The 23,455-nt window shown below is 55.1% G+C and carries 32 protein-coding genes; 20 read left to right on the top strand and 12 right to left on the bottom strand.

The genetic code is table 11. The features are described from left to right. Window positions 1–171: 171 nt before the first annotated feature. From A4E19_13530 to A4E19_13520, 3 genes are all read right to left on the bottom strand, one after another. Window positions 172–1,140: an NAD-dependent dehydratase gene (locus tag A4E19_13530; GenBank protein ID OQW37421.1), complete on the bottom strand. Its 969-nt coding sequence runs from the start codon at window positions 1,138–1,140 to the stop codon at window positions 172–174. A 377-nt stretch (window positions 1,141–1,517) separates the two neighbouring features. Beyond that, window positions 1,518–3,377, bottom strand: coding sequence for a hypothetical protein (locus A4E19_13525; GenBank protein OQW37420.1), 1,860 nt, complete (start codon window positions 3,375–3,377; stop codon window positions 1,518–1,520). Beyond that, entirely contained in the window at window positions 3,352–4,590 is a 1,239-nt protein-coding gene (locus tag A4E19_13520) for a glucose-1-phosphate adenylyltransferase (protein ID OQW37419.1), read from the bottom strand. The genes A4E19_13525 and A4E19_13520 overlap by 26 nt, the downstream gene beginning before the upstream one ends. A gap of 118 nt (window positions 4,591–4,708) precedes the next feature. Between A4E19_13520 and A4E19_13515 the strand changes: the two genes are divergently transcribed. The 9 genes from A4E19_13515 to A4E19_13475 all read left to right on the top strand — a co-directional run bounded on the left by A4E19_13515 (window position 4,709) and on the right by A4E19_13475 (window position 10,100). Beyond that, a complete protein-coding gene (locus A4E19_13515) occupies window positions 4,709–5,002 on the top strand; it encodes a hypothetical protein (GenBank protein OQW37418.1) in 294 nt (97 codons plus the stop codon). A 127-nt stretch (window positions 5,003–5,129) separates the two neighbouring features. After that, window positions 5,130–5,918 carry a hypothetical protein gene (locus A4E19_13510; protein ID OQW37417.1) on the top strand — a complete coding sequence of 263 codons (789 nt, stop codon included), beginning with the start codon at window positions 5,130–5,132 and terminating at the stop codon, window positions 5,916–5,918. A gap of 67 nt (window positions 5,919–5,985) precedes the next feature. Further along, complete coding sequence (locus A4E19_13505) at window positions 5,986–6,510, top strand: formylmethionine deformylase (protein ID OQW37448.1); 525 nt, start codon at window positions 5,986–5,988, stop codon at window positions 6,508–6,510. 25 nt (window positions 6,511–6,535) lie between these two features. Next, the gene (locus A4E19_13500) at window positions 6,536–8,260 is read left to right on the top strand and encodes a hypothetical protein (protein ID OQW37416.1); all 1,725 of its coding nucleotides are present in this window, start codon (window positions 6,536–6,538) and stop codon (window positions 8,258–8,260) included. Between the two features lie 113 nt (window positions 8,261–8,373). Beyond that, the gene (locus A4E19_13495; GenBank protein OQW37415.1) at window positions 8,374–8,568 is read left to right on the top strand and encodes a hypothetical protein; all 195 of its coding nucleotides are present in this window, start codon (window positions 8,374–8,376) and stop codon (window positions 8,566–8,568) included. Between the two features lie 5 nt (window positions 8,569–8,573). After that, window positions 8,574–8,783, top strand: coding sequence for a hypothetical protein (locus A4E19_13490; protein OQW37414.1), 210 nt, complete (start codon window positions 8,574–8,576; stop codon window positions 8,781–8,783). Between the two features lie 103 nt (window positions 8,784–8,886). Continuing rightward, window positions 8,887–9,381, top strand: coding sequence for a hypothetical protein (locus A4E19_13485; GenBank protein ID OQW37413.1), 495 nt, complete (start codon window positions 8,887–8,889; stop codon window positions 9,379–9,381). Window positions 9,382–9,597: 216 nt separating this feature from the next. Next, a complete protein-coding gene (locus A4E19_13480; GenBank protein ID OQW37412.1) occupies window positions 9,598–9,846 on the top strand; it encodes a hypothetical protein in 249 nt (82 codons plus the stop codon). Then, window positions 9,843–10,100 (top strand): hypothetical protein, encoded by a 258-nt coding sequence (locus A4E19_13475; GenBank protein ID OQW37411.1) that lies wholly within the window; start codon window positions 9,843–9,845, stop codon window positions 10,098–10,100. The genes A4E19_13480 and A4E19_13475 overlap by 4 nt, the downstream gene beginning before the upstream one ends. Window positions 10,101–10,134: 34 nt before the next feature. Here A4E19_13475 and A4E19_13470 read toward each other — a convergent pair whose 3' ends face one another. From A4E19_13470 to A4E19_13430, 9 genes are all read right to left on the bottom strand, one after another. Beyond that, the gene (locus tag A4E19_13470; protein OQW37410.1) at window positions 10,135–10,473 is read right to left on the bottom strand and encodes a hypothetical protein; all 339 of its coding nucleotides are present in this window, start codon (window positions 10,471–10,473) and stop codon (window positions 10,135–10,137) included. A gap of 75 nt (window positions 10,474–10,548) precedes the next feature. After that, entirely contained in the window at window positions 10,549–11,058 is a 510-nt protein-coding gene (locus A4E19_13465) for a hypothetical protein (GenBank protein ID OQW37409.1), read from the bottom strand. A 1-nt stretch (window position 11,059) separates the two neighbouring features. Then, complete coding sequence (locus A4E19_13460; GenBank protein OQW37408.1) at window positions 11,060–11,863, bottom strand: adenylyltransferase; 804 nt, start codon at window positions 11,861–11,863, stop codon at window positions 11,060–11,062. Between the two features lie 2 nt (window positions 11,864–11,865). Next, window positions 11,866–12,105, bottom strand: coding sequence for a FeS-binding protein (locus A4E19_13455; protein ID OQW37407.1), 240 nt, complete (start codon window positions 12,103–12,105; stop codon window positions 11,866–11,868). Window positions 12,106–12,107: 2 nt separating this feature from the next. Next, on the bottom strand, window positions 12,108–12,380 hold the full coding sequence (locus tag A4E19_13450; GenBank protein OQW37406.1) for a molybdopterin synthase sulfur carrier subunit: 273 nt from the start codon (window positions 12,378–12,380) through the stop codon (window positions 12,108–12,110). Beyond that, window positions 12,377–13,627 (bottom strand): threonine synthase, encoded by a 1,251-nt coding sequence (locus A4E19_13445; protein OQW37405.1) that lies wholly within the window; start codon window positions 13,625–13,627, stop codon window positions 12,377–12,379. The genes A4E19_13450 and A4E19_13445 overlap by 4 nt, the downstream gene beginning before the upstream one ends. Before the next feature lie 22 nt (window positions 13,628–13,649). Beyond that, complete coding sequence (locus tag A4E19_13440) at window positions 13,650–14,468, bottom strand: adenylyltransferase (GenBank protein OQW37404.1); 819 nt, start codon at window positions 14,466–14,468, stop codon at window positions 13,650–13,652. Window positions 14,469–14,627: 159 nt separating this feature from the next. Next, complete coding sequence (locus A4E19_13435; GenBank protein OQW37403.1) at window positions 14,628–15,548, bottom strand: cysteine synthase A; 921 nt, start codon at window positions 15,546–15,548, stop codon at window positions 14,628–14,630. A gap of 5 nt (window positions 15,549–15,553) precedes the next feature. Beyond that, the gene (locus A4E19_13430) at window positions 15,554–15,754 is read right to left on the bottom strand and encodes a thiamine biosynthesis protein ThiS (GenBank protein ID OQW37402.1); all 201 of its coding nucleotides are present in this window, start codon (window positions 15,752–15,754) and stop codon (window positions 15,554–15,556) included. Window positions 15,755–16,101: 347 nt separating this feature from the next. On the opposite strand from A4E19_13430, the gene A4E19_13425 reads away from it, so the two are divergent. From A4E19_13425 to A4E19_13375, 11 genes are all read left to right on the top strand, one after another. Next, complete coding sequence (locus A4E19_13425) at window positions 16,102–16,479, top strand: hypothetical protein (GenBank protein ID OQW37401.1); 378 nt, start codon at window positions 16,102–16,104, stop codon at window positions 16,477–16,479. Continuing rightward, window positions 16,476–17,042 (top strand): hypothetical protein, encoded by a 567-nt coding sequence (locus A4E19_13420; protein ID OQW37400.1) that lies wholly within the window; start codon window positions 16,476–16,478, stop codon window positions 17,040–17,042. The genes A4E19_13425 and A4E19_13420 overlap by 4 nt, the downstream gene beginning before the upstream one ends. A 56-nt stretch (window positions 17,043–17,098) precedes the next feature. Next, complete coding sequence (locus A4E19_13415; GenBank protein ID OQW37399.1) at window positions 17,099–18,376, top strand: monooxygenase; 1,278 nt, start codon at window positions 17,099–17,101, stop codon at window positions 18,374–18,376. Window positions 18,377–18,380: 4 nt separating this feature from the next. Continuing rightward, window positions 18,381–19,133 carry a hypothetical protein gene (locus tag A4E19_13410; GenBank protein ID OQW37398.1) on the top strand — a complete coding sequence of 251 codons (753 nt, stop codon included), beginning with the start codon at window positions 18,381–18,383 and terminating at the stop codon, window positions 19,131–19,133. Continuing rightward, window positions 19,130–19,885 carry a hypothetical protein gene (locus A4E19_13405; GenBank protein ID OQW37397.1) on the top strand — a complete coding sequence of 252 codons (756 nt, stop codon included), beginning with the start codon at window positions 19,130–19,132 and terminating at the stop codon, window positions 19,883–19,885. The genes A4E19_13410 and A4E19_13405 overlap by 4 nt, the downstream gene beginning before the upstream one ends. A gap of 139 nt (window positions 19,886–20,024) precedes the next feature. Continuing rightward, window positions 20,025–20,690: a hypothetical protein gene (locus tag A4E19_13400; protein OQW37396.1), complete on the top strand. Its 666-nt coding sequence runs from the start codon at window positions 20,025–20,027 to the stop codon at window positions 20,688–20,690. 347 nt (window positions 20,691–21,037) lie between these two features. Next, window positions 21,038–21,280, top strand: coding sequence for a hypothetical protein (locus A4E19_13395; protein OQW37395.1), 243 nt, complete (start codon window positions 21,038–21,040; stop codon window positions 21,278–21,280). Beyond that, entirely contained in the window at window positions 21,277–21,495 is a 219-nt protein-coding gene (locus A4E19_13390; GenBank protein ID OQW37394.1) for a hypothetical protein, read from the top strand. Before A4E19_13395 ends, A4E19_13390 begins: the two co-directional genes overlap by 4 nt. A 968-nt stretch (window positions 21,496–22,463) precedes the next feature. Next, window positions 22,464–22,715 carry a hypothetical protein gene (locus A4E19_13385; protein OQW37393.1) on the top strand — a complete coding sequence of 84 codons (252 nt, stop codon included), beginning with the start codon at window positions 22,464–22,466 and terminating at the stop codon, window positions 22,713–22,715. A 47-nt stretch (window positions 22,716–22,762) separates the two neighbouring features. Beyond that, window positions 22,763–22,969, top strand: coding sequence for a hypothetical protein (locus tag A4E19_13380; protein OQW37392.1), 207 nt, complete (start codon window positions 22,763–22,765; stop codon window positions 22,967–22,969). Between the two features lie 12 nt (window positions 22,970–22,981). Then, on the top strand, window positions 22,982–23,296 hold the full coding sequence (locus A4E19_13375) for a hypothetical protein (GenBank protein OQW37391.1): 315 nt from the start codon (window positions 22,982–22,984) through the stop codon (window positions 23,294–23,296). The last annotated feature ends 159 nt before the right edge of the window (window positions 23,297–23,455 follow it).

Below are 23,455 nucleotides of genomic sequence, written 5' to 3'. Positions count from 1 at the left end.
CCGTGTTTTTCCAAAGAGACTGTGGTATCAGCCTTCGTTCACGCTTGCTCCGTTCAACGGTCCGGCCTCCCTGAAGCAGAACGATGCAGGAATGATCTGCTGATGAATGATCGAGAGCTGAACCTCTTCTCGGGGTGGTTCGCGCGACAGGCTCCGACTTGCCGTTCGAACTTACTTGCGGATTGATCCTGACCGAAGCAGCTCCTCAAAGTATCCAATAGTTCTCGTAATACCCTCTTCCAATGGTATTTTGGGAAACCAATCGAGAGTGGATTTTGCAACGGAAATGTCGGGTTTCCGCCTTTCCGGATCATCTGGGGGAAGCTCCGTTCGGATAATCTTCGACTTTGATCCCGTACGTCTGACAATTAGCTCCGCCAGCTCCAAAATGGTCCATTCTTCGGGATTCCCCAGATTGACGGGGCCCGTACATGGCGGTGGTGTGCGCATTAGTTTGATCAGCGCCTCAACCATGTCATCGACATAACAGAATGATCGCGTCTGTGACCCATCTCCATAGATGGTGATCGGAGTCCCCTGCAATGCTTGTATGATGAAATTGGATACCACTCTCCCGTCATTTGGGTGCATCCTGGGTCCGTAGGTATTGAAGATTCTGGCCACCTTGATAGAGACCCTATGTTGCCGATGATAGTCGAAGAACAACGTTTCGGCACATCGCTTCCCCTCGTCGTAACAGGCGCGTGGGCCTAGCGGATTGACATTTCCCCAATAACCTTCGACCTGCGGATGGATCGTTGGATTGCCGTACACTTCAGAAGTGGAGGCTTGAAGGATGGTGGCCTTGACCCTTTTGGCCAATCCCAGCATGTTGATGGATCCATGCACGTTCACTTTGGTTGTCTGAACAGGATCGTTCTGATAGTGAATCGGCGATGCCGGGCAGGCCAAATTATAGATCTGGTCTACTTCCACAAACAGCGGGAACGTCACGTCGTGACGAAGCAGCTCAAAGTAACGATTGTCCAGCAAATGGGCGATGTTCCGCTTGGTTCCGGTATAGAAATTGTCCACGCAAAGTACATCTTGACCGTTTCGCAGCAGTTGGTCACATAGATGTGAGCCGAGAAACCCAGCTCCACCGGTCACCAGCACGCGAGCATTGTGACTATCTCTCATAGCATTCACCATCGCCCTGTACCGCGACCTCGAACCGAGAGATGTTGTATCGTGCCTCGATGCTCCTTCCGCCTAGGCACTCCCCCAGGCGACGATCGTAGCTTCGTGGAAATCGCCGGGTGAATGTGAAAGGTCTCTGGACTCCACTGTGATCCGTTGCTGCATGGCTAGGTCCGCGTCTTCTTTTGAGAAAGAGCTCAGTGGATGAACGTGGTCTGTCGAGCACGGAGACACGACCAGCCGATTGTCTTACGAACGAAGCAATGGGGCTGGTGCATCCACGGAAGGAGTTGCTGCGCGGAGATTGGGATCTATTCAAGGCCGCAAGTGGATGTGAGTGCTATGCGACTCACATCATCACCATCATGTTGGGCGTCTCACGGCAATTCCTCTAGCACTCCTCGTCGGATCAACGTAATGGCTTGGGAAGCGGATTCAGCAAGGCCGGGATGCGTAGATTTGAGGGCCTGTACCTGCGACAGAAACTCCAAGGTCCTGGCCAGGAGTCGATAGATGTCGCCCTCGGCCATCGTGGTCAGCCGACAAAGTCCAATCCAGGTGAGGGTAGGATCAGCCACCCAGCGTTCAACCAAGGCGGCCACATCGGCGCGTAGGAGGGGAGGGTCTTCGTAGGGTGATAAACTTTCCGCCAATTTGCGAACCTGTCCCAACAGTGAACTCAACCCGGGACTGATGCGCGGAAACGCTCCAGGGCGATCATCATCATGGGCCAGACTGGCCAAGACACCGGCGAGGAGGGACGGATCAGCGCCTGTAAAGGCTTCCGCGCGGATCAATTCGGTAATCAGCAGTGAATGATCGATCCGGATAAGTCGGGCCCATTCTCCGTCGATCGTCAATTGTGTCGCCGGAGTGAGATACCCGAATTTCTGCAACACTTCCACACGCTCCTGGAAGCGATGCCACAAGCTGGTTCGCAGGGCTTGTATCGATTTTGTATGACGCTGTTGTTCCTGACGAAGCCGTGACGCCGTCAGGAAGTCCTTCTGACAAGCCGGTCGTGAAGGGCACGCGGGGCAGGGGAAGTCGCCCAACGATTGGACGATGGCGTCAGGCAGCGGTTCGATGCCGGGGGATACGAGTATGGGAAGCACCGGCAAACGCGACGGAAGCTCTTCCAGCTGATGGCTGAGTCGATCGAACGTCTCGGTAGAACACCAAGGATAGGTCGGTGTCTCCGCGCAGTCGTACGTGCGGTCGTACACTTCTTTCACGCTGGTGACCGGGCATTCGGTGACGGCGCTGTCCGGTCGTAAGATGGTGAGCATGGAATTCTTTTGACCCTTGCTCCGATATTGGCGAAGGACAATTCCCCGTCCTCGGCTCAGTCCCACAACGCGGCCCGGGGTCAAGAACGGCAATCGGGCTGAGATTTCAGGCGATTCTGACCGGTGCGTCTGATGCCGCGTGTGGCGGTGCCTTCGCGCGTGGTCGAAGGTTTGCCATTGGGTGATCCAGTCCGTACAGACGCGCGGGCCGATCGGTTCCATTTGCACATGGAGTGCATCCAGCTTCTGCTCGAGGAGTTCAGCGCGTTGGTTGAGTTGGAATTGAGCGAAACTCTTGGCCAGGATTCCCTGAATCTGCTCGTGAGGATGGGCCTTCAGGAGGTTCAAGACCATCGGGTAACTGATCGTGAACTGGCTGTCGATGGCTTCCGGCTGTCCGGTCAATCCCTTGGTCAGAACCGCCAGGTCTATGTAGGGAGACGGCGTGACGATCGCAAACCCCACATGGTCTTTCCCACGGCGCCCGGCTCGCCCGGCGATCTGCTGGACTTCGCCGATGGTCAGGTCGGTGAAGTCCCGGGATTTACGGATGCTCGATTGAGTGATCACGACCGTGCGGGCCGGAAAATCGACGCCCGCCGCCAACGTGGTCGTGGCGAAGACCGCATCCAGGAGGCCTTGTCGCATGAGTTCTTCGATCGCGATTTTCCAAGAAGGCAAGTGCCCGGCATGATGGGCGGCGATGCCGATCCGCCTGACGATGGGAATCAGCGGGTGCTCGGCAACGCTGGGATGCTGAGTCGTGATCCGATCAAGTGCGGCGGCGATCGCCTCCTGTCGTATCGGAGGAAGGACGAGGTCGGCATGGTCAAACGTTTCCATGGCTTCGTCGCAAGCCCGACGTGACGTCAGAAACACGATGGCTGGCGTGAGATGTTTGTGGCGGAGGGCCGTGACGAGATCAACCGGATGGATCGACGGCGGCATGCAGCTTCATTCCCTTTGAGATGACCACGAGGCCCGATTCAGTGACGGTAAACCGCTGAGCGTCGGCCTCTCGATTGTACCCGATCTCCGTATGAGGGGGAATCGTCACATCTTTGTCGATGATGGCACGCCTGATACGGCTCTGCGCGCCGATCGTCACATTTTCCATGATAATAGATTCACGGACATCCGCGTGGTCTTGCACGCGAACGTTCGGAGACAACACCGAGTTCTGGACCCGGCCGCCCGAAACGATACAGCCGCCGCAAACGACCGAATCAAGGGCGACCCCCATCCGGCCTCCCTGGAAATCCTGTGCGAAGACGAATTTGGCCGGAGGGAACTGTCCTTGATAGGTGCGGATCGGCCATTCGGGGTCGTACAGGTTGAATTGTGGATCGACGGCGACCAAATCCATGTTGGCTTCCCAGTAGGCGTCGAGCGTTCCGATGTCACGCCAATATTTGACGGCTTTCTTGTTGGCATCTTGAAACTTGAAGGCATAGACACGTCCTTGTTCGATCATCCGGGGGATGATGTTTTTCCCGAAGTCGTGCGCGCTGCCTTCTCGCGCATCCGCGATCAAGTGCTCGCGGATCGCCTTCGTACGGAACAGGTAGATGCCCATGGACGCAAAAGCATGGGTCGGATCGTTGGGGAGGGGAATGGGATGTGCCGGTTTCTCATCGAATCGCGTGATTCGATAGTCTTCGTCCACAGCGATGACTCCGAAACGAGTGGCCTCCTGGACGGGTATATCGATGGCGCCGACGACCGCATCCGCGCTCTTGGCGATGAGCCAGTGGTACATCTCCGCGTAATTCATCTTGTAAATGTGATCGCCGGCCAGAATCAGCAGGAATTCCGGGTGTTCTCCATCGATCAAAAACATGTTCTGATAGACGGCGTCGGCGGTCCCGCGGTACCAATCTTCACTGATACGCTGCTGCGGAGGGACGGAGGCGATGTATTCGCCTAGTTCCGCGTTGAAGATATTCCAGCCCGTCCGAATATGGCGATCCAGCGAGTGCGATTTGTATTGGATGAGGACGACAATCTTCCGGAGCCCGGAGTTCAGGCAATTGCTCAGGGTAAAGTCGATGATGCGATACTTTCCGCCGAACGGAACAGCCGGTTTGGCACGTTGGTCTGTCAGCGGAAAAAGACGCTCGCCTTTGCCGCCGGCCAATACCATTGTAAAAATGTTCTTCATCGGGCGATTCTAGCAGGACCTCCAGGAAATAGAAAGGAAGCGGAATCGTTGACTTCCCGTTCCATGAGGGTAATACTAGCCGACAGAACACCGGTTGATCATGAACAAAGGAGCGAGCATGAAGCGAGATGTCGTGGTCGCAGCTCTCCCCCGAGTCGATTCCAGGCGAATGACGAAGCTTACGGAAAAATCCTCGGACCCGTTGCGGAATATGGCCTGGCGCCTGGAAAAGTTGGAGGGGCAGATCCAGAAGCTGTCTGAACTGGTGCGGGATCATGCCGAGGATATGGATCGGTTGGTCCGTATTGTCGCAGAGAACCAAGAGGTGGTCCGCCGGCAGTTGCTCCGGAAGCATCATGAAAAAGTTCGTGTGAGAAAACATCTGCGAGAAGCCAACTCAGGGTTGGACTAAGGCCGACGACCGTCGGGTCCGTTGTGGACCACTGCTCAAGCCGATTGCCGAATCCGTGCCGTATCACATTGCACCTCCCCCCACATGCCGTATGCGATGAACTGAAATGAAGAGGAGTTTATAGGTCGTGATCAATTATGCAAGCATCGCCGTGCTTATTCTTGCCGGCTTCGTGGAGGCTCAACATCTTCCCACGGTGTTCGATCAGCCGGTGCGGACATGGCCGGTCCAAATTCCTTATGAGGGCCCGCCGGAGAATCCCGATGTGCCGGACGTCTCGATTCCTCCCAATAAGAACCCCCTCGGCCCCGAGGAACTCAAACGGGCGGAAGCGTTGCTGCCGTTGCTCGAAGGCAGACAAGAATTCTGGGCGATGGGTGAGTTCGTGCATTTGGGAGAGCCGTCCGTGCCCGTCCTCGTTCAAGCACTGAGCATGCCGAGTCCCCGCGTGCGGTACAATGCCATAGAAACCTTGCTGATGATGAAAGGGGTTGCCGGGGTACCTGCTCTCGTGGCGACGGCGAAGGAGTCCGGCGAAATCCCTCGGGTGCGGGAGCATGCGTTGCGCGTCGCCGTTCGATTGGATCCGACGAAAGCCCCGGAGGCGATCGAAGTCATGGCAAGGGATTCCAATCCTTCCGTTCGAAAAGCAGCGGCGTTCGAGGCACGGTATGTTCGGCAGAAGGCGGTCATCCCCATCTTGATTCCGATGGTGAGCGACGACGAACGGTTCGTGGCGTTGTCGGCATTGCAATCGCTTTGGATTCTGACCCGCCATGAGACCGAGTTTCACGATTGGGAGACATCAACCAAACAGGATCGGGCGGCATGGTCGAACGAATGGACCGAGTGGTGGGATGCCAACAAGGACATCTTTGAGATTCCAGAACCGCGGAGATCGAAGCGGAGGCTGTGACGGCGGGTTGCGAGGCAAGAGATTCCTATGTTACGAATATAACGATATGAGACTGAAAAGCGGAACCATGCTGAAGATCGCCAAGCTGGGAAATCCCATCCTTCGGAAAATTGCCGCTCCGATCGATCCGCGTGAAATCAAATCGTCGGAGATCCAGCGGCTGATCGACGACATGTTTGAAACGATGTATGAAGAGCCTGGTATCGGACTGGCAGCGCCTCAGGTGTCGCGTTCGATTCAATTGGCCGTGATGGGCTGCAAAGGAGAGGGAGGATTTCCCGAAACCGTCCTGATCAACCCTTCGATCGTGTATTATGGGCCCGAACAGGTGGAAAATTGGGAGGGCTGTCTGAGTGTCGATGGATTGAGAGGGAAAGTGACCAGGCCTTCACTGGTGCGGGTCAAGGGGCTAGATCGGAAGGGCAAGCCTTTGGATTTCGAAGCGACGGGATTGTACGCGGTGTGTATTCAGCATGAACTCGACCATTTGATCGGCAAAGTTTTTCTTGATCGCATGACGGATATGTCCACTCTGACGCAACTCGACGAGTTTTCGCAGTATTGGCAAAAAGAGCCGACAAACGTGATTTGATGCCCGCCTTCGTGTTGTACCGCTTGTGAAACCTCTTTTTCGAGTCCTGCGATATCTTCGGCCACATCGCGCTCTCGCGATCACGACCCTTGTCTGCGCGGCCTGTGCGACCGCAATGGAACTGGTGCCTCCCTGGGTCATCAAGATCATCATCGACGACGTGATTCAGGCGAAGCAAGCGTCGGTATTGCCATGGGCGATCGGTCTCTTGATTGCCGCGTATGTGCTCAAGAACCTGTTTGCTTCGCTCAGGATCCGGCTGAATAATCAACTTGAGCAGACGGTGGTCCACGATCTTCGTCGGCATATCTTCTCCGCTCTCCAACGTTTGTCCGTCGCCTATTTTGAGAATCGGTCGACGGGGGAAATTATGTCGCGGGTGACCAACGACACGGAGCATGTCGAGCGGATCTTCATTGACGGACTCGAAGGGATGTTGACGGCGTCGTTGACGCTGATCGGGATCACGGGACTCTTGTTCATGCTCAATTGGAAACTGGCGGCCCTCTCGCTCTTGCCGATCCCGGTGCTTGCCTTGTCCGCGAGCTGGTTTACGTCGAAGGTCCATGGGTATTATCGGGAGACCAGACAGAGCGCCGCTGAGCTGAACGGCTATCTGCAAGATGCCTTGTCCGGCATCAGGGAAACGATGGGGTTTGGCCGCCAGGGACATGAGCAAGCACGTTTCGACCGACTGAGCCGGACTTATAGCGACAAGAATCTCAAGGCGATGGTTTTATGGTCGATGTATTCGCCGGGAATGATTCTTCTCGGCGCCTTCGGGACCGTGTTGATTCTTTGGTACGGTGCCGGGGAAGTCATGGAAGGCCGTCTGACGCTCGGCGAGTTGGTCTTGTTTTTGTCCTATTTGGCGATGTTCTACGTGCCGATCAATCAAATCCACTCGGTCAATCACATGTTGCAACATGCCCTCGCCGCGAGCGAGCGGGTCTTTGAGGTGCTGGATACGGTTCCGGACGTTGCGGACCGTCCCGGCGCAGTTGCTCCGGTCCATCGTGCCCAGGGTGAAGTTCAATTCGACCGAGTCCACTTCCGCTATCGACCTGATGTCCCAGTACTGAGAGGGTTTTCAGCGACTGTGCCGGCAGGTGAGCGTGTGGCACTGGTCGGGATGAGCGGAGCGGGAAAGAGTACATTGCTCAAGCTGCTGATGCGGTTTTACGATGTCACAGATGGAGCGATCTACATCGATGGGAAGGATATCCGGGATCTACCGATCGCATACCTCCGGCAGCAGATCGGATTCGTGCAACAAGAACCCTTCTTGTTCAACGGGACGGTTCGCGACAATCTGCTGTACGGTGATTTGTACGCAGACCAGTCTCGGCTGGAACAGGCGGCACGCGCCGCTCGGGCGCATGAGTTCATCGCGGCGTTGCCAGAAGGGTATGACACCTGGATCGGGGAGCGGGGCGTCAAACTGTCGGTCGGACAAAAGCAGCGGGTCTCGATCGCCCGGGTGCTGTTGAAGGATCCGCCCATCGTCATTTTTGACGAGGCGACATCCAATATCGACACGGAGACGGAGGTCAAAATCCGCGAAGCATTGACCGAGCTCACCAGGGGGCGAACCACGTTTATCATTGCCCATCGACTCTCCACGCTTCACGATGTGGACCGGATCGTGGTGCTCGATCAAGGTCGGTTAGTGGAGAATGGCCGACATGATGAACTGCTCCGTCGAGGCGGAGTCTACGCTGGCTTGTACGAAGCTCAGTTTCAGGTGTAGTGCGCGGGACAGTAGTCGTTTTCAACCTCAGCATGTCTTGACTCGGGTAGTTGCGGGTCCGAAGCGGAGCTCGGTATACTCGCTTAGAGCGAACAAGGGGATACGGTTGATCAATGGTCCTGCTGTACGAAAGTGATCCGATGGATGACGAACATGCGCGCGGGCGGTTCTACCATGTCTGTCGTGGGCGAATCGACCGAACTCCGTTGAACGTGCCGGAACCGGACGTTCCGTACGAATGTCAGCAGTGCGGAATCGATCTTGAAGCGGAAGATTTTTTCGTGGCCCTCCAAAAAGGATCGGTGTAATCGGTATGGCTGGTAGTGCGGGAAGAAAAACGGTCGGAGTGTCGCGGGGCCTGATGATGCTGTGCGAAACCTGTTATGCCCAGGTTGTCAGTGAAAAGCTTCCGGATGAGAAAAACTTCGTCGCCGACTTCGAAGCGCTCTTCGATACGATCTGCATCGGCTGCACCGACATCAATCGTCCCCTCATCGACGACATGGCCGGCAGCGGGGAGTAGCGTAGTTAAATTTTCCTTCTTTCCAGAATTCCCGTTAGCTTTCTTTGTGAGCCAGCGAATCCTAAGGGGAATTTAGGGCCTGAACAGCAATGGAGAATTACCGATGTCCTATCGGTACCTTTTAGGAGGTATCCTCTTCTCATCGCTCCTAGCATGTACAAGCCATACCGGCTCAGTTTCAGACTCGAAATTCCAGATCGTAGTTGATCCCTCAACGCCCAAGGAGATACTTGCACCATGGTTATTCTATGCTGGATCACGTGCTCATTGGATGGAGAAAAAGTTCTTTGAGCAGAATCCAGGGGTAACGTCGTATCAGTACACGTTTATGGAAGAAGTTGAGGCTCGAAAGAGATGCGCACATCTATGGCGTGAAGTGCGGGTAAAGGATGGTTTAACGAATCGTTACCTTGATGATCTCGTAACTGTTCTGGATGCTAATTTTCTTGAGGAGTACACATGGACATATTTCCGGAGTGATGATTGGCGCCAACCCAATGATTTGCGCCTGGCAGAGTTTGATCGTTGGCGCAGTATGAATCTCCAGGGCCATAAGCCAGAGACCAGAGCGGTCTCTCAATTTATTGAGAGACAATAGGTGTGTTGTCTTACTTCTTGGTTCTTCTTATGTAGGGAGGTGTTACAGTGAGAGTTATTTCACTCCTTCCCATTGAAATACGCGCAGGTCGACTCGCCTGATTTGACCTTCTAGATTTGATCAACGGAAGTTCGTCCTCGCTGCGCATCTCATCACGAAAATTCTCTGGTGAGTTTGTACGCAATCATGTACAGTATGGGGGGGAGGGGTACGACTATGACCAAGGTCGCATCTGTGTCGTATGTGCGGGCGCACTTGCCCGAAATGGTGGCTTCCCTACGCAAGAAAAAACGTGGACGGGTGATTATCACCAAGAATGGTGCTGCGTCGGCTGTTCTCTTGTCTCCTGAAGAACTCGAGACGCTCGAGATTTTGGCAGATAAGAAGCTCATGCTTTCTCTGTTGAAAGCGGAAGAGGATGAACGTGCCCAGCGATTGGTCGAGCACGAAGACATCTTCAAATGACGTATCGTATCCTCTACACAGAGGAAGCGGCACACCGTCTTGCCAAACTGGATAAAGCAGTCAAAGACCGGGTTGGGCGGGCGATCGTCCGCCTTTCAGAGTATCCTGAATTGGGGAAACGCCTGACGGGGCTCCTGAGCGACCGGTGGTCTTACCGAGTTGGTGATTGGCGTATTCTTTACAAGATCAGAAAAAAAGAAGTGATAGTTCTGGTGCTGACGATCGGGCATCGTAGTGATGTGTATGAGCCCTGATGGGGAAAACGCCGCTGAAGACATGGTCCCATCCTTATTTACACTCCTTCCCATTAAAGTACATGCAGGTCGATTCGCCTGATTTGACCTTCCAGGTTTTAATCAGCGGTCGCTTATCCTCACCTCGCATCTCAACAACAAAATCCACGAGGCCTGAAAGCGGAAGCTTCTCGATATGCGGCTTTGCCGCATCGGGCACTTCAACATAGAACACGCTTGCACTCGTAGAGATCAGGATTTGATTCTGTTCCTTATCGATGTAAATCACCGGACTGTAAAAACTGCGGTCTTCGGCAAAGACCGATATTGGCAGCAAAGCGGCCACGGACAGCGCAAAAATGAAGACATAGCTGAGTGGTCGCCGAGCAGGCATGTCCACTGTTCCCGATTCAGGTTACAGGAGAACATTATTATATTCCGGCGACGATGTGAACCGCAAAAATTCAGCTTAGCGGATGAGCACGTGGGCAGGAGAAACACGACCGGATTGGATCCAATAGGTTTTGACGTCCGGTTCCGCGCTCATGAGTGAAACCAGGAGGTACGCGGGAAGGGGCAGGTTGATCTTAGGCCAAATTTCTTCGTAGTCGGTGGCGATTTTAATATCGGTCACCGAGGGACGGGCCGGATCGTGGGGGTGTGAGTGATAGACGACTTGCAGATCGAGTCCGTTATTGCGCATGTCCTTCTTGGCGGATGAAAAGTCCTGCATGTCCATGACAAAAGCGATTTCCGCGCGCTCAGCCGGCGAGAGCCGCTCGAGATGCGCGGCCTTGGCGGAATCGAAGGACGAGAGGTTTTGCGCACCTTCCATCGCGACAATGTTCTTAATGCGATAGAGGCGGCTGACCACGCCATTAGTTCCAGCCAGCAGCCCGCAACATTCGTATGGAGTCAACTCCTTCGCATGGGCGATGATGTCGTCGAGGATATGTCGGGGAATGACGAGGTCGGTCACGTTAGATCGTGCAGGTAACGGTGTAGTCCAGACTGAGATCCTTAATCTTGGGATTCGGGCCGCACAGAGGACAGGCCGGATCTTTAGGACGACTGACTTTGCGGAATTTCATCTCCAGCGCATCGTAGATCAAGAGTTTATCCGCGATCGTTTCTCCGATGCCGAGGATCTCTTTGATCGCTTCCGATGCCTGTAGAATGCCCATCGTGCCCGCAAGGACGCCCAGCACACCGGCTTCCTGGCAATTCGGGACCAGACCGGCCGGCGGAGGTTCGGGATAAAGGCATCGGTAACAGGGATAGCCTTGGTGGGGCTTGATCGCCGTCAACTGCCCCTCGAACCGGAACATGCTGGCGGAGATCAATGTTTTCTTGGCGAAGAAACAGGCGTCGTTCACCAAGAACCGCGTGGTGAAGTTATCCGATCCGTCCAGCACGATATCGTATTGTGAGACGAGCGGGAGGATGTTCTCGGCATCGACCAACTGATGATAGGCATTGATCGTAATTTCAGGATTGATCGCCGACAGTGTTTTTTGGCCGGATTCAACCTTTGGCTGGCCGAGCGTCGCAGTCGAGTGCATGATCTGTCGTTGGAGGTTCGAGAGATCCACGACATCCCCGTCGACCAAGCCGATCGTCCCGATGCCGGCGGCGGCGAGATACAGACCGGCTGGAGAGCCCAACCCACCCGCACCGATGAGCAGGACTTTGGCCCGTTTGAGCTTGAGTTGGCCTTTGCCGCCCACATCCTGAAGAATGATGTGGCGGCTGTAACGTTGAATTTCCGATTCGGACAAATCCATCGTTATTCAACCACGTTGAGTTCGATCGGATCGACAACACAACCTTTGGCGCGCAGCCCCGCGACGGCCCGTTCGATTTCCGCGGTATCGCCGGAGAGTTCCAGGTCGGCCCATCCGGTCGTCTCGCGGACATCGGCTCGTCTGACATCGGTCACGACGTTATACTCGCGCCCGATCTGATAAATAATCGGTTCACGAATCTTGTCTTCGGGAAATCGAATATGGAACCGTAAGTGTGCCATGGTTACCCTCCCGCGATCGCCGGGACGATGGAAACCTCATCGCCGTCCTTGAGAGACGTGTCTTTCCCCTTGAGAAAACGGATGTCTTCTTCGTTGACGTATATGTTCACGAAGCGACGGAGCTCTCCGCTTTCATCGCAGAGACGATCCTTCATGCCGGGATGAGCGCTGTTCAACGCTTCGATCATCTCCACGACGCTGCCGGCTTTGGTCTCGACCTCGCCCAGGCCTTTGGTCAAGGGACGAAGCGGAGTCGGAATGCGAACTTTAATCATGCGTCACCACCACCGTTCTTTCCCATTTTAAACGTTTTTTCAAACGCGACGAGGCTGGGTTGAATACGGGTCGGCCGTCCGACGGCATCGATGACCGCTTCCTGCGTTTTCAATCCGTTGCCCGTGATATAGGCGACCGTCACCTCGTTTTTCTTGATGACCCCTTGTTTGACAAGCTTTTTGAGCACGCCGATCGTGACACCTCCGGCTGTTTCCGCGAAGATGCCTTCGGTTTGGGCCAGCAGCTGGATGCCTTCCACCACTTCTTCGTCCGTCACCATGTCCATGGAACCATGGCTCTCGCCGGTCGCCTTGAGCGCGTAGTACCCATCGGCCGGGTTGCCGATGGCGAGCGATTTGGCGATCGTCTTCGGCTTGACGGGCTTGAAGAAGTCGCGCCCCGCCTTGAATGCGGTGGAGATCGGCGAGCAGCCTTCCGCCTGGGCGCCATTGATCTTCGTGCGGACTTCGTCGATCAATCCCACATACTTCATCTCGTGCAGGCCCTTCCAAATCTTGGTCAAAAGGGAGCCTGACGCCATCGGGATGACGACTTGATCGGGTGTTTTCCACCCCAGTTGTTCCACGGTCTCAAAGGCAAGGGTCTTGGAGCCTTCCGCATAGTAGGGACGGATGTTGATATTCACGAACGCCCAGCCATGTTCCCCGGCAATCTCGCTGCAGAGCCGATTGACATCGTCATAGTTGCCTTCCACCTCGACGACGTGCGGTTTGTAGATCAGATTACCGAGCACTTTTGCGGCTTCCAGGTCTCCAGGGATGAAGACGTAGCAATGCAGATTGGCGGAGGCGGCGTGAGCCGACACGGAATTTGCCAAGTTGCCGGTGGACGCACAAGCGACCGTTTCGAAGCCGAGCTCTCGTGCGCGCGTGAGGGCCACGGCGACGACGCGATCTTTGAACGACAGGGTCGGATGGTTGACCGTGTCGTTTTTAATGTAGAGCTCGTCGAGCCCAAGATACGCACCCAGGTTTTTCGCCCTGACGAGCGGGGTGAATCCGGCATGCGGTCCCACGAAGTTCGTGCCTTCGACCGGCAGCAGGTCGAGGTACCGCCACATGCTGTGTGGCCCATCCGCGATCTTCTTCCGCGAAATTGTCTGTTTGATCTCGTCGTAGTTGTACTTCACTTCGAGTGGACCGAAGCACATTTCGCAGACGTGGATCGCCTTCGTGGCGTATTCCTTGCCGCACTCCCGGCACACCAGCGCTTTCATTTTGCTCATCGTCGCACCACCTTCTCAAATCCTATGCGGATGGACGCACGGAACATCCGGCATAGGGGTCCCCATCGTCGAACAGTTCGGTAATCGTGGGATGTTCGCCGCAGAGCGCACACTTCGGATTACGGCGGACTTTGATTTCTCGAAATTGGGTTTTGCGTGCATCGAAATCGAGCAGCCGGTCCGTCAGCGGCCGTCCGATTCCGAGGACCAGCTTCAAGGCTTCCGTCGCCTGAATCGTCCCGATAATGCCGGCCAAGACCCCGATCACGCCGGCCTCCTGGCAGGATGCCACCAAACCGGGCGGCGGAGGGGCTTTGAACACGCAACGATAGCAAGCCGATTTCTTCGGAATGATGGTCGTGACACGGCCGTCGAATCGCAGAATGCCGCCATGGACCAGCGGCTTGCCGGCGAAGAAACAGGCGTCGTTGATCAAGAACTTCGCCGGGAAATTATCGACCCCGTCGATCACCACATCGTAGTCGCCGAAGATCTTGAGCGCATTGCCCGCCGTGAGCCGCTCTTCATACATCGATACCGAGACATCAGGGTTCAAAGCCTGGATCTTTTCCTTCCCTGACAGCACCTTGGGGCGTCCCACGTCAGGGGTATGATGGAGCACTTGGCGTTGGAGATTGGTCAGGTCCACGACATCGCTGTCGATCAACCCAATCGTGCCGACACCTGCTGCCGCCAGATACAGCGCGGCCGGCGAGCCGAGACCTCCGGCACCGACGAGAAGAATCCGGGACTTGGCGATCTTCTTCTGTCCCTTGCCGCCGACCTCAGGCAACAGGATATGTCGGCTGTAGCGGTTGATCTGTTCTTCGGTGAAGTCCATGTCAATCGGGAATGCTGAAAATGAACAAAGACACTGCCGGCTTACCGTCTCGCCGGCGCGCACAGACTTGGCGCTCTTTCTTTATCGCGCCGTGCGCCTTGCCTGCGGCCTCGCTGGCGACCATGCCGTTTTGAGCATCCCTCCTAAGTTGGCTGACGATCAGATATTGAAATATTTCTCGATACTGATGTAGCGCTCGCCCGTGTCGCACAGGATCGTGACGACGTTCTTGCCGGGTCCCAACTCGTCGGCGATCTTTTGGGCGGCGAATACATTGGCGCCGGCGGAAATGCCCACCAGCAGGCCTTCTTTTTTCGAAAGCTGTTTCGCGGTCTGATAGGCCTCGTCATCCGTTACGGTGATGACGCGGTCGAGAATCTTACGATTGAGAACCTTGGGAATGAAACCCGCGCCGATTCCCTGAATCTTATGCGGGCCCGGATCGCCGCCGGACAAGACCGGGGAGGTCGCCGGCTCGACCGCGATCACGTTGACCTGGGGATTCCGTTCCTTGAAGACTTCACCGCATCCCGTGATGGTCCCGCCGGTTCCGACGGCGGCCACAAAGGCATCGATTTTTCCTTCGAGCGCGTCCCAAATTTCCAATGCCGTCGTCATCTTATGCATCGCAGGGTTGGCCGGGTTCGAGAATTGATCGGGCATAAAGTACGACGGGTTCTGGGCCAGGATACTTTCCGCTTCCTTAATGGATCCTTTCATGCCCTCCCAGGCTGGTGTCAGCACCAGCTGCGCTCCATACGACGACAGCAAGCTCGCCCGTTCCATGCTCATGCTTTCCGGCATCACGAGGATCAGTTTGTATCCGCGCACTGCCGCGACCAACGCCAGCCCGATACCTGTGTTTCCGCTGGTCGGCTCAACGATGGTCCCGCCCGGCTTGAGCTTGCCTTGGCGTTCCGCCTCGTTGATCATGTTGAGGCAGATTCGATCCTTGACGCTGCCGCCGGGGTTGAAAAACTCGACTTTTCCGTAAATCGTCGCCGAACCAGGTTTCGACAGACGGTTCAAGCGGACAAGCGGGGTCTTGCCGATCAGTTCGGTGATATCTTTGTGCGGCATTGTGCTCACCGACCCCCTCCCATGTAAAAGAGGAACTCCACGTGGTCTCCTTCATTGAGGTGGGTCGTGGCAAGATGGTCACGATCCAACACCTTGTCGTTGATCTCGACGGCGACCATCTGCGGTTCGATGTTCTTGGTCTTTAGCAAATCGAGCACGGTTCCGTTTTGGATCTCTTCGGGCTTTCCATTGATCTTGACCTGCACGGATTCTCCCAAGTTGGCTTAGAGATTAAAGAATTTTGAACGTAGCAAAGGCATACGCTGCTTGTCAAGGCTACGTCTGGACGTGAGAGACAGCAACGCTGAATAGGATTCATGCAACGCCCCTGTTAAAAAGGAGTGCCGACTCGAAGCGGGGTTACTTGACTTTGATCCAGCTCGTCGCCACTATGCCGCCTGCAAGGACGTTGAAGTGAAGCAAGCGCAGTGTCCCGATGGATGCGTTCATGGTGAGCTCGTCGAACCATGAAAGGAATGGCCGAAGTCGAGCGGCCTTCGACAGGTCAGGGTGAACGGATTCTGACGAGAATTCTCAGGACGTCACACGCAGGATGTGGAAAAAGAATTTTCTCTTTCGCGCCACGGAATCGACTCCGTTAACCGAATCCGAAAACGAGCTGTTTCATGATACCGAACCGGCGCTGGACAGTGCAGGACTGGTCTTGGACAAATTTCTCTCGGTATGGGTGCAAGGGGAAGGGACGGAGGAAACGCCTTCGACCTTCACGAATCTGTACGTCCGAACCGCGATGCTGGATGTGAAAAGACACGTGAGTTTGCTGCATCCGCTTCAAGGGCGTTCTCATCAAATCAAGCAACTGCTGACGCCCACCCAGAAACAGTACGTCCGACAATGGCTTCAAGTCCATGCCCCCCAGGCCTGGGAGTCGTCTGAGGACCACTTCCGCGACCTCTTCGAACTGGAATGAGTCGGCCTTCGGCGTTTCATCGTTTCCCTTGGTACAGCCGAGCGATCATCATCCGGCTACTGGCGGCCGTTCTGCTTGGGTCCGGTGCGGAGACCTTGGCGGCCTCGGTGGAAGTGTGGTATGGCCCGGAGGATAGGCCGCTCGAACATCTTGTGCGGATCTATGATCGCGCCAAGCGATCCATCTTTGTCGCGTCCTACGGGTTGACGTCTCCCCTTTCGGTCAAAGCACTGGTTGAGGCCAAACGGCGCGGTGTGGACGTGCGTATCCTCACCGATCGGGAACGTCTCAACGATCCGAAACAACGAACGGCTCTCTCCGCATTGCGGGAAGCAGGGATTCCGATCAGGATCAATCAACATGAGAGCCTCATGCATCTGAAGCAAGTCGTCATCGACGACGAGATCAATACCAACGGGTCGATGAATCAGACGACGAGTGGAAATCAGTACAATGATGAACGGCTGGACATCATCAGAGACCACGCGATGACCGTGAAAGCTCGGGAAAAGTTCCTCTCGATGTGGAAAGACCAGGAACGATTCCAGGAGTGGAAAAAGTAGGGATGTTGAGGGTAAGGTGGCACGGCATCTCGATGGTTGAAACGGGCTGAGAAACAATGGTCGAAGAAACCGACATTGCCGTGGTCGGAGCCGGTGGGGGCGGGGCTGTACTGGCCTTGGCGCTGGCACAGAAAGGAATCAAGACGATTGTCTTGGAGCAGGCTCCCGGTCCGCCGCAGGGCTTACGCGGTGAAATCCTGCAACCCAACGGGCAACAGGTGCTTGACCGGCTGGGACTCTTGAATAAGTTGCCGTCCCAGTCCACCCGAACGGTCCATAAGTTTCATTTTTGTCGTGTCGGTGGACAGCGGCTGTGCACTGTCGACTACAGCGAATTGCCTCCGCCGTACAATCGAGCCGTCGTCACGTTACCGAATGTGGCGCACCATGCCATTCTGAGCGCGATCGAGCGCGAACCCTCGGTTTCATTGCGGTATCGATCGGCATTCACAGGTCTCCTTCGTGAGAATGGGCGAGTCGTTGGGCTGACTGCCAAGCAGGCGGAAGACCAAAGGACAATCAAGGCCAAAGTGGTCGTGGGTGCCGACGGAGCATTCTCCAAGGTTCGCGAAGCCTTGGAGATCCAGACTGACCTTCATCTCTATCCGCAAGGATATTTGATCGCTCTGTTGGACGCGGCGATTCCTATGGGAGAGGCGAAGTATTTTGTCGGCAAGCGAACGATCCTGGGCTTGTTTCCCGCCGCCGGCGATAAGGTCTATGCGTTCTACATGATCAAGGCCGGTTCCTATGAGCAGGTGAAAGAGAGGGGTATCACTGCTTTACAGGATGCATGGATCGCGATTGACCCGTCCAATGAGGCGATCTTCCGCACGCTCACCGACTGGAGGCAGACCGCGTTCATGCCGACGGGTCGCGTTCGTACTCCGACATGGGTGGCCGAGGGGGCGGTGCTGATCGGCGATGCGGCGCATGCGATGAATCCTCACGCCTCGCAGGGCCGCATGCAGGCGATGGTGGATGCGATGGCGCTAGCAGAGCTTCTGCCTGAATGTCTGGCGATGAACGATTATTCCGCTGAAAAACTAAAGACCTATGAACGTACACGTCGCCCTCAGGTTACCATGTTGCAAAAATTGGCCGACGAGCAGGTGCTCTTCTGGAACACGGCAAATCCGATCATCGCGTTTCTCCGGAACCGCGTCTTCAGCACGTTGGACCGTAACCCACGACTCCGATATCGAGTCTTAACCACCACAGCCGGACTCCGCAAGGAGCCTCCGTTCGGCATGATGGATCGCTTGATGGCGGCAGGATTGTTGCCGGATCCTTCAGCCCCCCATCGCGATATGGCGGCGAGAGGCACGCAGTAACTCCATGCAGTCGGTCGACTGGACGATAGACGGATTGCCTGAAGAGACACAGGCACTCTTAAAGTCATACGTGAAGGATGTGACAAGGGTCTATGGCAATGAATTGGAGGGGATCCTGTTATATGGCAGCGCGGTACGGGGCGAATTTTTGCCGGGTCGCTCCAATCTCAATCTGCTGTTGGTGATGTCGTCTTATGACCTCTCTGTATTGAAAAAATATGACGGCATTCACAAGCGGTGGAGCAAAGAACAGGTGGTCGTCCCCCTGTTCCTGACGGCGGAGGATCTTCAGTCCGCTTCGTTCGCGTTCCCCCTTGAATATCAGGATATCCACGAATCCCATCGATTGTTGTGGGGACAAGATCCCTTCGTGGGTCTGAAGATCGATGCGCGGAACTTGGCCGCGGAGGTGGTACAGGCATTACGAGGGAATCTGCTTCGTCTCCGTCAGCGCCTCGTGGAAGGCCGAAGCACCGAAGAGGCCATCACGATTCTCTTGACCCTCTCCATCACGGCGCTCCTGCCTGCCCTCCGAGGACTCCAACGGCTGTGGGGACGTCCTGTGCTGGCGCATGGAGAATCCCTCATTCAAGATGTCGAATCTCATTTAGCGATCAATCTTACCGGGCTTCACGACGCGCTCTTGCTCAAACATGGGCAGATTTCGCCGGGACAGAAAGAAATTCCAAGACTCATGGATCGCTACCTCGAGAGCCTGAATCGGCTTGTCACGGCCGCGGAAGCACGGATCACGTGATTGGAACAAGACCAGAAACAGCATGGAGAAAGGCGGTCTGGCTGAGCCTGGTCTTCGTGCTGTCGGCGGCGCAGGCCCATGCGTCGTTGTACGAACGACCCAAGGAACGGGTTCCTCTGCCGGACCCCATCGGCTACGTGAGCGATCATGCACAAGTGGTGGGGCCGGAGTGGAAAGACCGTATCCGCTCCGTCTGCATCGACCTCGAAAAGAAGAGCGGCGTGGAGATGGTGATTGTGACGGTCCCCAGCATCAAACCGTATCCATCCGCCAAGCACTATGCCGACGCGCTGTATGAGAAATGGCAGATCGGCTCGACGCAGCAGGAACATGGGCTGATGGTGTTGGTGGCGGTGCAGGAGCGACAGGCGGCGATGGCCTTGGGGCGCCACATGTTTCCGGTCATCACGCCGGATGTCAGGACCGAGGTGAGTCGCCTCTATCTGCAACCGGCCATCGAGCGAGGACATTTCGGGGAAGGGCTCTATCGCACCGCGGTCGCGCTGGCGACCCCGGCGCAAGAGGTGAGGTTCACCCCTCCATCCAGGCCTCGGATTAAGGGCCTCGGGGTCTGGATTACGCTTGGCACGACCGTGGCGATCGTCTCGTTTTTCTGGTGGCTGAGTCGGCCGGATTTACGGCACCCCTATCGGCGGATCCAAAAAGGAGAGTATTGGGGAACCGGCCAAGGCGGCTTCGGCGGCAACTGGGGCGGTTTTGGTGGAGGCACGAGCGGGGAGGGATATCGATAAGAATGGGGAGAAGACCATAGGAGACGTATCCATGAACAGTGTCAAGACCCGGATCTACTTTTTGTGTTCGCTATGTATCGTAGCCAGCCTAGCTATTTTCGTGTCCGGCTGCTCCACCATGGCTAAGGACGCCAGGAATATGTCGGTGGTTCCTCAGGATGTCAATGACGCTGCCATCGAGCGATACATTCGTGCCCATCCGGAAGTGATCGTTCAATCACTGCAGGCGATGGACGCCAAACGCGAAGCGGAACAGAAAGAGCGTCAAAAAGCGGCTCTCGCGACGAAGCAGAACGAGTTGCTTCACGATCCAGCGTCACCGGTCAGCGGCAATCTCAAGGGCGAGATCACCCTGGTGGAGTTCTATGACTACCGCTGCGGATACTGTAAGAAGGCGGCGCCGGCCGTCACGGAACTGCAGAAGGTCGATCCGCGGGTGCGGGTGGTCTACAAGGACTTTCCCATTCTCGGCGAACCGTCGGAACTCGCGGCCAAGGCGGCACTCGCCTCTCAAGCACAAGGCAAGCACCAAGCCTTCCATGAAGCGTTGCTCGCCTCCCACGCCGACATGACCAAGGACTCCATCTTGGAGATCGCCGTGAAAGTCGGTCTCAATGCGAAGCGCCTGGAAGCAGACATGGCCAATCCGAAGTGGCAGACTGCCATTGACAAGAATCGCGCCCTCGCCCGCGAGCTCGGCATCTCGGGGACACCGGGCTTCATCGTGGGGAACGAACTGGTACCAGGGTGGTTGGATTTGAAGGGGCTGAAGGAGTTAATTGCCCGGGGGGGACATGGGAAGTGACGAATTGTTGGCAATGCACCGGCACAGTGTACACAATTCCTGCCGGAACGCTTCTGGCCGGCAGGTTGCCTCCCCACTAAGCACAAACCGGTTGTTGCATGGATCGAGATTCATCATAAAGAGTTGCCTGCTCACTGGGCTCAAGGGCGGCGTTGGGCCGCGGTTGAGCGTCATGAAGCGACACAACAGATGAGTAATGCCAAACAGATCGGTAGATAAACACTGGACATTTTTAGTAGACTTGTTCGCCGCAAACTGGTGAGGTCGCTTTTCTCTCTTGTGTAGAGACCCGGACAGAATGCCCACAAAGTCGGGGAGTAGACAGGCGGTGATGTTTAGCAAGGGTCATGGCTCAGCATAAGTTCACGGAATATTTCGAGCAAGAGGTTCTCCGGAAGCGCCCATACATAAAGAAGGAATGGTGCATATTCGTGCTGGAGCATTCCATCCGATCAGAACCACAGGAGCACAACCGGTACCGCTTTTGGGCGGCGATTCCTGAACTCGGCGGCCGCTATCTAAGAGTCATAACACTTGAGGACAAGGTGACGATTCACAATGCATTTCCGGATCGAGGGTTTCAACCATGAAACTCAACTATCATCCAGACACTGATTCGCTTTATATCGATCTTTCTGAAAGACCGAGCGTGGAAAGTCGTGAAGTTTCCGAGGGCGTCGTGCTCGATTACGATTCGAGCGGACGGCTGGTAGGTATTGATATCGACAATGCCGCCAACAAGGTGGAGCTACAAAAACTGATCCTCAGCAAGCTTCCCGGCAAGATCGAAACTGACGCGGCCTAAGGCGTTGCTTCGTATAAGAACCCGTAACAATAGTCCCGCTGCCGTATCTCAGAACTGGGTGCTCTCCATTGTGGCAGACGAGGGTCGTATTGGTCGGTTTGATGTGATTCCATATCTTCAGTATGAGGCTTTCGAGGCACTTCGAGACCAGGACGAATTTACGAAGGTGGTCAATGGCGGATACTTTATTGAATGGAATTGTGGCGCTGATTTGTCAGCAGGCACGATTGCGGCAGGGTGGCAAGTTGTAGGGAACGTAGTCGAACAAAGATCTGCCTAAGAATTCATATTGGTGGGGCTTAACTGTCGAGCTTCATCGATCTAGCCTTTTCATTGACCTCGACGCGAAACGCCTGGGAGCGGACATGGCCAATCCGAAGTGGCAGGCCGTCATCGACAAGAATCGCACTCTCGCCCGCGAGCTCGGCATTTCCGGAATTCCTGGTTTCATCATGGGCAACGAACTGGTGCCTGGGTGATTGGATTTGAATGGGCTGAAGGAGCTAATTGAGCGAGCGGGGCAGGGAAAATGATGGATTACTGAAAAGCTGCTGAAACGATTTGGCATAATGTTGTACACAGACGGGAAACTGAAGGTCCTTGGTTTATGCAGGTCCAGCTAAAAATTGTTAATCATCATTTTGGGGGTATCAATGAGAAGGCGTGATTGGGCCAGTCTAGCTGGGCCTAGCCCTCGGCAGTTCACTTGCGGATACAGTGACTGCGGAAACCGAATCTCATCGAGTCAGGGATGGTTCACCGGTAGTCATCCCCAGGAATATGTCTATATTTGTCCTCACTGCACGCGTCCTACATATTTTGGAGACCAGGGGCAGGTGCCGGGTGTGGTACCGGGCAATGATGTTGCACATGTACCCGACGAAACATCAAAGTTGTACGTTGAAGCACGTAAATGCGTTTCAGTGGGCGCATCTACCGCTGCAGTGCTCGCCGCGCGGAAGCTTCTTATGCACATAGCTGTTGCTCAGGGCGCTAAGGCCGGTGAGAGCTTCATCAGCTATGTCGAGTTCCTTGCCAGTAGTGGATACGTACCTCCGAATGGAAAGGGTTGGGTTGATCACATTAGGCAGAAGGGAAACGAGGCTAGTCATGAGATTAAGCTTATGACAGCTGATGATGCGACAGAGCTCATTTCGTTCTGTGAGATGCTGCTGAAATTCATCTACGAGTTTCCGAACCGCGTACCGGTGAAGAAGTAAATAACTCTAATTTCTAAAAGCGCTACAGAGGTGCCAAGACTACTGGTATGAATGTCTACAAGTTGCTCTCCGGCATCTTCCTCGTTTTCTTGATTGCACTAGGGGCACCGTATGGGGCGTCCTATGCTGGCTTAATGCCTGAGCTCAACAGCTATGCGTGGCTGATCCTGATAATCACGAGTGGTGGCCTCTCAGTCAAGTGCATAGTCGGCGACGTTGCATCAGGTGAGTTCTTGTTCCACAAGTTTGGGTAAGACAACTGCATCATGACATTTGGTGCTGTGCTTACGGCTACATCACTCCAACTTATTAGTAATACAGATCTTTTCCCGGGCGTTAACATGGTAGTTCTTCTCAAAGACTTACCACCGATTGGGAAAGATCCAGTAGCACAGCGCTCAGTACAGCTCCTCGTTCTCCTACTAGCTATTCTCGTCGCGACACTAGTTACTGCGAAGGTGTCAGCAGCAATCAAACATGGGGGAGCGAAATGGCCTGATATGTTGGCATTTCTCAACGTAATAATAGGAACGGCCTCTCTCGGAACTTACGTGCTTGTGCTCATAACGAAGGGGAGCTGACGTGCTCTTTGTATTATTTTTTATCACTGCCGTTCTTGTAATCCCAATTATGATTGACAGCCATAAACATGGTACGAACCATATCCTCCGACGCGTGGCGACTGACATAATGGATCTTGAGGTGTCTAGTGGCCTGTAACAGACAAAGTGGGAGTAATC

This window comes from Nitrospira sp. SG-bin1, from assembly GCA_002083365.1.
Lineage (GTDB): Bacteria > Nitrospirota > Nitrospiria > Nitrospirales > Nitrospiraceae > Nitrospira_D.
The sequence above is the reverse complement of the archived record's forward strand: the minus strand, read 5'-3'. Positions and strand labels throughout refer to the sequence as shown.

Coding starts and splice junctions, on each gene's coding strand:
- A4E19_13480 (OQW37412.1), top strand. CDS start 9,598: ATGACCAAGGTCGCATCTGTGTCGTATGTGCGGGCGCACTTGCCCGAA.
- A4E19_13490 (OQW37414.1), top strand. CDS start 8,574: ATGGCTGGTAGTGCGGGAAGAAAAACGGTCGGAGTGTCGCGGGGCCTG.
- A4E19_13530 (OQW37421.1), bottom strand. CDS start 1,140: ATGAGAGATAGTCACAATGCTCGCGTGCTGGTGACCGGTGGAGCTGGG.
- A4E19_13495 (OQW37415.1), top strand. CDS start 8,374: ATGGTCCTGCTGTACGAAAGTGATCCGATGGATGACGAACATGCGCGC.
- A4E19_13470 (OQW37410.1), bottom strand. CDS start 10,473: ATGCCTGCTCGGCGACCACTCAGCTATGTCTTCATTTTTGCGCTGTCC.
- A4E19_13440 (OQW37404.1), bottom strand. CDS start 14,468: ATGGACTTCACCGAAGAACAGATCAACCGCTACAGCCGACATATCCTG.
- A4E19_13400 (OQW37396.1), top strand. CDS start 20,025: ATGTCGGTGGTTCCTCAGGATGTCAATGACGCTGCCATCGAGCGATAC.
- A4E19_13520 (OQW37419.1), bottom strand. CDS start 4,590: ATGAAGAACATTTTTACAATGGTATTGGCCGGCGGCAAAGGCGAGCGT.
- A4E19_13425 (OQW37401.1), top strand. CDS start 16,102: ATGTGGAAAAAGAATTTTCTCTTTCGCGCCACGGAATCGACTCCGTTA.
- A4E19_13390 (OQW37394.1), top strand. CDS start 21,277: ATGAAACTCAACTATCATCCAGACACTGATTCGCTTTATATCGATCTT.
- A4E19_13375 (OQW37391.1), top strand. CDS start 22,982: ATGACATTTGGTGCTGTGCTTACGGCTACATCACTCCAACTTATTAGT.
- A4E19_13385 (OQW37393.1), top strand. CDS start 22,464: ATGCACATAGCTGTTGCTCAGGGCGCTAAGGCCGGTGAGAGCTTCATC.
- A4E19_13395 (OQW37395.1), top strand. CDS start 21,038: ATGGCTCAGCATAAGTTCACGGAATATTTCGAGCAAGAGGTTCTCCGG.
- A4E19_13415 (OQW37399.1), top strand. CDS start 17,099: ATGGTCGAAGAAACCGACATTGCCGTGGTCGGAGCCGGTGGGGGCGGG.
- A4E19_13475 (OQW37411.1), top strand. CDS start 9,843: ATGACGTATCGTATCCTCTACACAGAGGAAGCGGCACACCGTCTTGCC.
- A4E19_13505 (OQW37448.1), top strand. CDS start 5,986: ATGCTGAAGATCGCCAAGCTGGGAAATCCCATCCTTCGGAAAATTGCC.
- A4E19_13455 (OQW37407.1), bottom strand. CDS start 12,105: ATGGCACACTTACGGTTCCATATTCGATTTCCCGAAGACAAGATTCGT.
- A4E19_13420 (OQW37400.1), top strand. CDS start 16,476: ATGAGTCGGCCTTCGGCGTTTCATCGTTTCCCTTGGTACAGCCGAGCG.
- A4E19_13380 (OQW37392.1), top strand. CDS start 22,763: ATGAATGTCTACAAGTTGCTCTCCGGCATCTTCCTCGTTTTCTTGATT.
- A4E19_13525 (OQW37420.1), bottom strand. CDS start 3,377: ATGCCGCCGTCGATCCATCCGGTTGATCTCGTCACGGCCCTCCGCCAC.
- A4E19_13410 (OQW37398.1), top strand. CDS start 18,381: ATGCAGTCGGTCGACTGGACGATAGACGGATTGCCTGAAGAGACACAG.
- A4E19_13485 (OQW37413.1), top strand. CDS start 8,887: ATGTCCTATCGGTACCTTTTAGGAGGTATCCTCTTCTCATCGCTCCTA.
- A4E19_13460 (OQW37408.1), bottom strand. CDS start 11,863: ATGGATTTGTCCGAATCGGAAATTCAACGTTACAGCCGCCACATCATT.
- A4E19_13445 (OQW37405.1), bottom strand. CDS start 13,627: ATGAGCAAAATGAAAGCGCTGGTGTGCCGGGAGTGCGGCAAGGAATAC.
- A4E19_13435 (OQW37403.1), bottom strand. CDS start 15,548: ATGCCGCACAAAGATATCACCGAACTGATCGGCAAGACCCCGCTTGTC.
- A4E19_13515 (OQW37418.1), top strand. CDS start 4,709: ATGAAGCGAGATGTCGTGGTCGCAGCTCTCCCCCGAGTCGATTCCAGG.
- A4E19_13450 (OQW37406.1), bottom strand. CDS start 12,380: ATGATTAAAGTTCGCATTCCGACTCCGCTTCGTCCCTTGACCAAAGGC.